At 70.2% G+C, this 5921-nt stretch carries 6 protein-coding genes and 2 pseudogenes; 7 read left to right on the top strand and 1 reads right to left on the bottom strand.

Going from position 1 to position 5921, the window contains the following annotated elements; translation table 11 throughout:
* From ACFQ4E_RS20320 to ureG, 7 genes and pseudogenes are all read left to right on the top strand, one after another.
* A pseudogene (locus ACFQ4E_RS20320) lies at positions 1-676 on the top strand (hypothetical protein); the annotation flags it as partial.
* Positions 677-740: 64 nt separating this feature from the next.
* A complete protein-coding gene (gene ureC, locus ACFQ4E_RS20315) occupies positions 741-2501 on the top strand; it encodes an urease subunit alpha (protein ID WP_386806363.1) in 1761 nt (586 codons plus the stop codon).
* A 123-nt stretch (positions 2502-2624) separates the two neighbouring features.
* Positions 2625-2819 carry a hypothetical protein gene (locus ACFQ4E_RS20310; RefSeq protein ID WP_386806362.1) on the top strand — a complete coding sequence of 65 codons (195 nt, stop codon included), beginning with the start codon at positions 2625-2627 and terminating at the stop codon, positions 2817-2819.
* Positions 2820-2957: 138 nt separating this feature from the next.
* Positions 2958-3176, top strand: coding sequence for a hypothetical protein (locus ACFQ4E_RS20305; protein WP_386806361.1), 219 nt, complete (start codon positions 2958-2960; stop codon positions 3174-3176).
* Positions 3177-3195: 19 nt separating this feature from the next.
* On the top strand, positions 3196-3696 hold the full coding sequence (gene ureE / locus ACFQ4E_RS20300; protein WP_386806360.1) for an urease accessory protein UreE: 501 nt from the start codon (positions 3196-3198) through the stop codon (positions 3694-3696).
* Positions 3686-4315 (top strand): urease accessory protein UreF, encoded by a 630-nt coding sequence (locus ACFQ4E_RS20295; RefSeq protein WP_386806359.1) that lies wholly within the window; start codon positions 3686-3688, stop codon positions 4313-4315. Before ureE ends, ACFQ4E_RS20295 begins: the two co-directional genes overlap by 11 nt.
* A 12-nt stretch (positions 4316-4327) precedes the next feature.
* Positions 4328-4963 carry an urease accessory protein UreG gene (gene ureG / locus ACFQ4E_RS20290; protein ID WP_386806358.1) on the top strand — a complete coding sequence of 212 codons (636 nt, stop codon included), beginning with the start codon at positions 4328-4330 and terminating at the stop codon, positions 4961-4963.
* 21 nt (positions 4964-4984) lie between these two features.
* On the opposite strand, the pseudogene ACFQ4E_RS20285 reads toward ureG, so the two are convergent.
* Positions 4985-5921, bottom strand: a pseudogene (locus ACFQ4E_RS20285) (DNA polymerase Y family protein); the annotation flags it as partial.

Below are 5921 nucleotides of genomic sequence, written 5' to 3'. Positions count from 1 at the left end.
CCGCGACGTGGCGGAGGCCCCGGCTGCGAAACCCGCCGAGGCCGCTCCGGCTCCGGCGGTGACCGAGGCGCCCGCCGCCAAGGTCGCGGCTCCCGCGGCCAAGGCTGCGCCGAAACCGGCGAAGGCCAAGGCTGCGCCCAAGGCAAAGGCCAAGCCCGCCAAGGCGAAGCCGGTGGCCAAGACCGCCGAGCCTACGCCCGTGGCGAAGCCGGTTGCGAAGACCGTCGAGCCGACGCCCGCAGCGAAAACCGCCGAGGTGACGCCTGAAGCGAAGCCCGTCGAGGCGAAGCCGGTGGCGAAAACCACCGAGGCCAAGCCTGCGGCCAAGCCGGTGACGACCGAGCCCGTGGCGAAGACCGCGGAGGCCAAGCCGGTCGAGACCAAAGCCAAGCCGGAGCCGGTGGCACAGACCAAGGCGACCCCGGCGCAGGCCCCCAAGGCGCCCGAGACCAAGGTGGTCGCGGCCGAGGCCCAGACCGTGGCCAAGGTGGCCTCGAAGGAGCCGAAAGCCGGGACGGCCAAGGCCAAGAGCGCGCCCAAGGTCAAGGCGGCGGAGGCTCCGGCCGCGGTGACCACCCGCAGCCCGGCGCCGGTCGAGACGCCGAAGTCGCGGGGCCGCAAGCGGCCGTCGATGCCGCCCGCGCTGCCCGAGCGCAGCTCCGGCAGCGCCGACTGAGACCGACCAGACCGGCGCGGGCCTAGACCCAGAGGCCCGCGCCCCCAAGTTGAAGGACAGGCCGATGCCCGCCACGATCTCCCGCGCCGATTATGCCGCGATGTTCGGTCCCACCACGGGCGACCGCCTGCGGCTGGCCGATACCGACCTGATCATCGAGGTCGAGCGCGACCTGACCGCCGAGGCGGTGGGCGCGGCGATGAACGGTGGCAGCGGCGCGAACGCGGCGGTCTACGGCGAAGAGGTCAAGTTCGGCGGCGGCAAGGTCATCCGCGACGGCATGGGCCAGAGCCAGGCCACCCGCGCCGAGGGTGCGGTGGACACGGTGATCACCAACGCGCTCGTCGTCGACCATTCCGGCATCTACAAGGCCGATATCGGCCTGCGCGACGGGCGCATCGCCGCCATCGGCAAGGCCGGCAATCCCGACACCCAGCCGGGCGTCAACATCATCGTCGGCCCCGGCACCGAGGCCATCGCGGGCGAGGGGCGCATCCTCACCGCCGGGGGCTTCGACAGTCATATCCATTTCGTCTGCCCGCAGCAGATCGAGGACGCGCTGCATTCGGGCCTGACCACCATGCTGGGCGGCGGCACCGGCCCCGCGCATGGCACGCTGGCCACGACCTGCACGCCCGGGCCCTGGCATATCGGGCGGATGCTGCAGGCGGCGGATGCGTTCCCGATGAACCTCGCCTTCGCGGGCAAGGGCAATGCCTCGCTCCCGGCGGCGCTGGTCGAGCAGGTCACCGCGGGCGCCTGCGCGCTGAAACTGCACGAGGACTGGGGCACGACCCCCGGCGCCATCGACTGCTGCCTCTCGGTGGCCGACGACATGGACGTGCAGGTGATGATCCACACCGACACGCTGAACGAGAGCGGCTTTGTCGAGAACACCGTGAAGGCCCTGAAGGGCCGCACCATCCACGCCTTCCACACCGAGGGCGCGGGCGGCGGGCATGCGCCCGACATCATCAAGATCTGCGGCGAGGCGCATGTGCTGCCCTCCTCGACCAACCCGACGCGGCCCTACACCGTGAACACGCTCGAAGAGCATCTCGACATGCTGATGGTGTGCCACCACCTCGACAAGCGGGTGCCCGAGGACGTGGCCTTCGCCGAGAGCCGCATCCGGCGCGAGACCATCGCAGCCGAGGACATCCTGCACGACATGGGCGCCTTCTCGATCATCGCGTCGGACAGCCAGGCGATGGGGCGCGTGGGCGAGGTGATCATCCGCACCTGGCAGACAGCCGACAAGATGAAGAAGCAGCGCGGGCGGCTCTCGGAGGAGACCGGCGAGAACGACAATTTCCGGGTGCGCCGCTACGTGGCGAAATACACCATCAACCCCGCCATCGCGCATGGCATCGCGCATGAGATCGGATCCATCGAGGTCGGCAAGCGCGCCGACCTGGTGCTCTGGTCGCCCGCCTTCTTCGGGGTGAAGCCCGAGATGGTGCTGATCGGAGGCACCATCGCGATGGCGCAGATGGGCGATCCGAACGCCTCGATCCCGACGCCGCAGCCGGTCTATTCGCGCCCGATGTTCGGCGCCTATGGCCGCGCGGTGGAGCGGGGCGCGGTGACCTTCGTCTCGGAAGCCGCGCTGGCCGAGGGGATCGGGCAGAGCCTCGGGCTTGCCAAGACCTGCCTCGCGGTCCGCAACACCCGCGGGATCGGCAAGAAGGACCTGATCCTGAACGACGCCACGCCCGAGGTCGAGGTCGATCCCGAGACCTACGAGGTGCGCGCAAACGGCGAGCTTCTGACCTGCGAGCCGGCCTCGGAACTGCCGATGGCGCAACGCTATTTCCTGTTTTGACCCGCCGGAGAGCCATGCACTTGCTGCATCGCAGCATTGTGGTTTTCACTGTTGGGGTGCGTTCTCAAACTGCTTACTTCTTGGGCAACCGACGAACCGAAATGGACAAACGGACCCAGACCAATGGCACAGAGTGCTCCCATCAAGACGACCCGCCGCTCGCTTCTCGAGATCGTGGGTCAGTTCATCGCCGAAAACGACCCGCGCTACGGTCGGTTTTCGCTGCTCTCGAAGCTGCGCGACTCCGATCTGAAGCGCTTCGGCCTCAATCGCGCCGCGCTGGTGCGGAAGGCCTGCGCGCATCGCGCCTATGCCTGATCTCGACGGGCTCCGGGGCGCGCGCCATGCGAGGCGCGCAACCCGGGGCTGACGAGATGGCAGTTTTGCCTTCGGGGAGAAAGGCTTACCCTGCTTCACAAGGGAGGAAACCGGATCTGACCCAGAGAGAGGTTTCCAATGGCTTATACGACACTCACTCAAGCACCCGCCGGTCGCTCCCGCTTCGCGGAGTTCTGGCGCAACCTCGGCGACGTCTACATGCGCTACGCCGAGACCAAGGCCCGGCTGCCGCAGATCCGCGCGCTCGAGGCCAAGACCGACGCCGAACTGGCCGAGATGGGCCTGACGCGCGACGACATTCCGCGGCACGTCTTCCGCGACCTTTGGTACATCTGACCAGGCTCCGGGGGCGCGCATGAGCGCCGCCCCCGACCTGATCGCCCGGGCCTATCACGGGCATGCGCATGGCACCCCCGCGGGGCGCGCCGTGCTCGATTACGAAGCGCGGTTCCTCCGCCGCCGGGTGATCACGCTCGAGGATGGCCGGCGGCTTCTGGCGGATCTCGCGCAGACGACCTCGCTCGACCAGGGCGGGGTCTTGCTGTGCGAGGATGGGTCGGAAATCGCGATCGTCGCCGCGCCGGAGCCGCTCTACGCGGTGACCGCGCCTGACCTGGTGCGGGTCGCCTGGCATATCGGCAACCGGCACACGCCCTGCCAGATCGAGGCCGGGCGTCTCCTGATCCGCCGCGACCATGTCATGCGCGACATGCTGGCGAAGATCGGCGCCGAGGTCTCCGAGGTGACCGAGCCCTTCACGCCCGAGGGCGGCGCCTACGGGCATGGCCGGACCCACGGGCACGATCACTCCCACACTCATTCTCACAGCCACGGGCCAGACGGCCATGCACACTGAGCCGGGACCCGCGCAGCTCTTCTCGCCCGCTTTTCCCGCGGGCGGGTTCGCGTTTTCGCAGGGTCTCGAATGGCTGACCAAGAGCGGCCAGGTCGCACGCGGCTCCGATCTGGGCGGGTTTCTCGAGACCCTGCTGACGCGCGGTTCGGGCTGGACGGATGCGGTGCTCTTTGCCTCCGCGGCGAAGGGCGACGATCCAGAGGCGCTCGACGCTCTGGCGCGCGCGCTCGCGCCTTCGGCCACGCGGCGGCGCGAGACGCTGGTGCAGGGCGCTGCACTGGCGCGGGTGATGCGCGACGGGTTCGGGCGCGATCTGCCCGACATGGCCTACCCGGTGGCGGGCGGACGTGCGGCGCATCTTCTGGGGCATGACCCGGAAGAGGCCCTGCGGATGTGGCTCTTTTCCACCTGCCAGACGCTCGCGGCGGCGGCGCAGCGGCTGATGCCCTTGGGCCAGACCGAGGCGCAGGTGGTGCTCGCGCGGATCGCGCCGGTCGTGGCCGATTTGGCGGCGCGCGCGGTTGCGGCGGAGCCGGACGATCTGGGCGGTTTCGCACCGGTGCTGGACATCGCCGCGCAGAGCCACGACACGCTCGACGTCAAACTGTTCCAGTCCTGAGAGGAGAGCCCGATGCCCTCACCCCACGGTCCCTTGCGCGTCGGTATCGGCGGCCCGGTCGGCGCGGGCAAGACGACGCTGACGGCGGAACTGGCGCGCAGGCTCGGGCCGCGCCTGTCGATGGCGGTCATCACCAATGACATCTACACCCGCGAGGATGCCGAGGCACTGATGCGCATGCAGGTGCTGCCCGCCGAGCGGGTGAAGGGGGTCGAGACCGGGGGCTGTCCGCATACCGCGATCCGCGAGGATGCCTCGATCAACCTCGCGGCCATCGCCGAGTTGACCGAGGCGCTGCCCGATCTGGAGCTGATCCTGATCGAGAGCGGCGGCGACAACCTGTCGGCCACCTTCTCGCCCGAGCTGGCGGATGTGACGCTCTACGTGATCGACGTGGCCGCGGGCGAGGAAATTCCGCGCAAGGGCGGCCCGGCGATCACGCGCTCCGATCTCCTGATCATCAACAAGACCGATCTCGCTCCCCATGTCGGCGCCTCGCTCGAGGTGATGGAGCGGGATGCGACACGGATGCGGGCGGGACGGCCCTTCGTCTTCACCGCGCTCCGCAAGCGCGAGGGGGTCGAGGCGGTGATCGACCACCTGGCCGAGATCGGCGGACTGGTCCTGGCCGAACCCGAGGGCGCCTGAGCCCAGGCCCAAGCCTGAGCCTCAGGCAAAGGCACCGTGGCAGAACCAGCCGGGCGAGAGCTGCCCGCCATGGGCGTAATAGAGCCAGAGCCGGTCGCCCCGATCGGTATCGACCACCCAGTAATCCCGCGTGCCCGAACGCCATTCGGGATCGTCGAGCCACCATTCCGGCGCGATCCGCTCGGGCCCCTGACCGGCGAGCCAGCGAAAGCCGCGGCCGCGCCAGCGGAACTGCTCGGGCGGGCGGGGCGTGTCCGGGGCCTGCACCGGTTCGGGCCGCCAGAGCAATACCGGGCGGGGCGGGCGGTCGGGCCAGTCGCCGCAGGGGGCGGACCAGGCGGCGGCAAGGGTCTGGGCGCATTTCTCCGGCAGGTGCGAGTTGCCGGGATGGCGGCGGGTGATCGCGTCCATCCCGATCCGCGCGCCGAGGCGCCCGATCAGGTCCTCGAGCCCGGTATCGGCCTTGAGCCGCGCGGCATTGGCGCGGCTGGCGTCGAGATGCCCGGCGGGACGGGTGTCATGCACCGGCTCATGGGCGACCGCCTCGAGCCGCAGCATGTCGATGCCGAGCCCGGCGTCGATCTCTTCGAGCTTCATCGCGATGAGCGGGCGGATGCGGTCGGGCGCCTGCGCGGGGCGGGCCAGCGTGACGCTCAGCCATTGCAGCCCGCCATCGGAGCGGAACGCCTCGAGCCGGAGCGTGCGCGCGCCGCGGCCGTGGCGGGTGAGCTTGGCGCAGAGCGGCGGGAGAAGCCGGTCGAGCCCGGCCAGAAGGTCGTCCATCAGCCCGATCGGATCGGGCAGGCTGAGCCGGGTGGCGAAGCGTTCCGGCGGCGGGGCGGGCGCGATCGGCTCGGCGGCGGCGCCCATCGCCTGGTCGAGCCTCAGGACCAGACCGGTGCCGAAGCGGCGGGCGAGGCTGGCGCGGGGCTGGCCGATCAGGTCGCCGATCCGGCGG

This window comes from Litorisediminicola beolgyonensis (assembly GCF_042679605.1).
GTDB classification, from domain to species: Bacteria; Pseudomonadota; Alphaproteobacteria; order Rhodobacterales; family Rhodobacteraceae; genus Litorisediminicola; species Litorisediminicola beolgyonensis.
The sequence above is the reverse complement of the archived record's forward strand: the minus strand, read 5'-3'. Positions and strand labels throughout refer to the sequence as shown.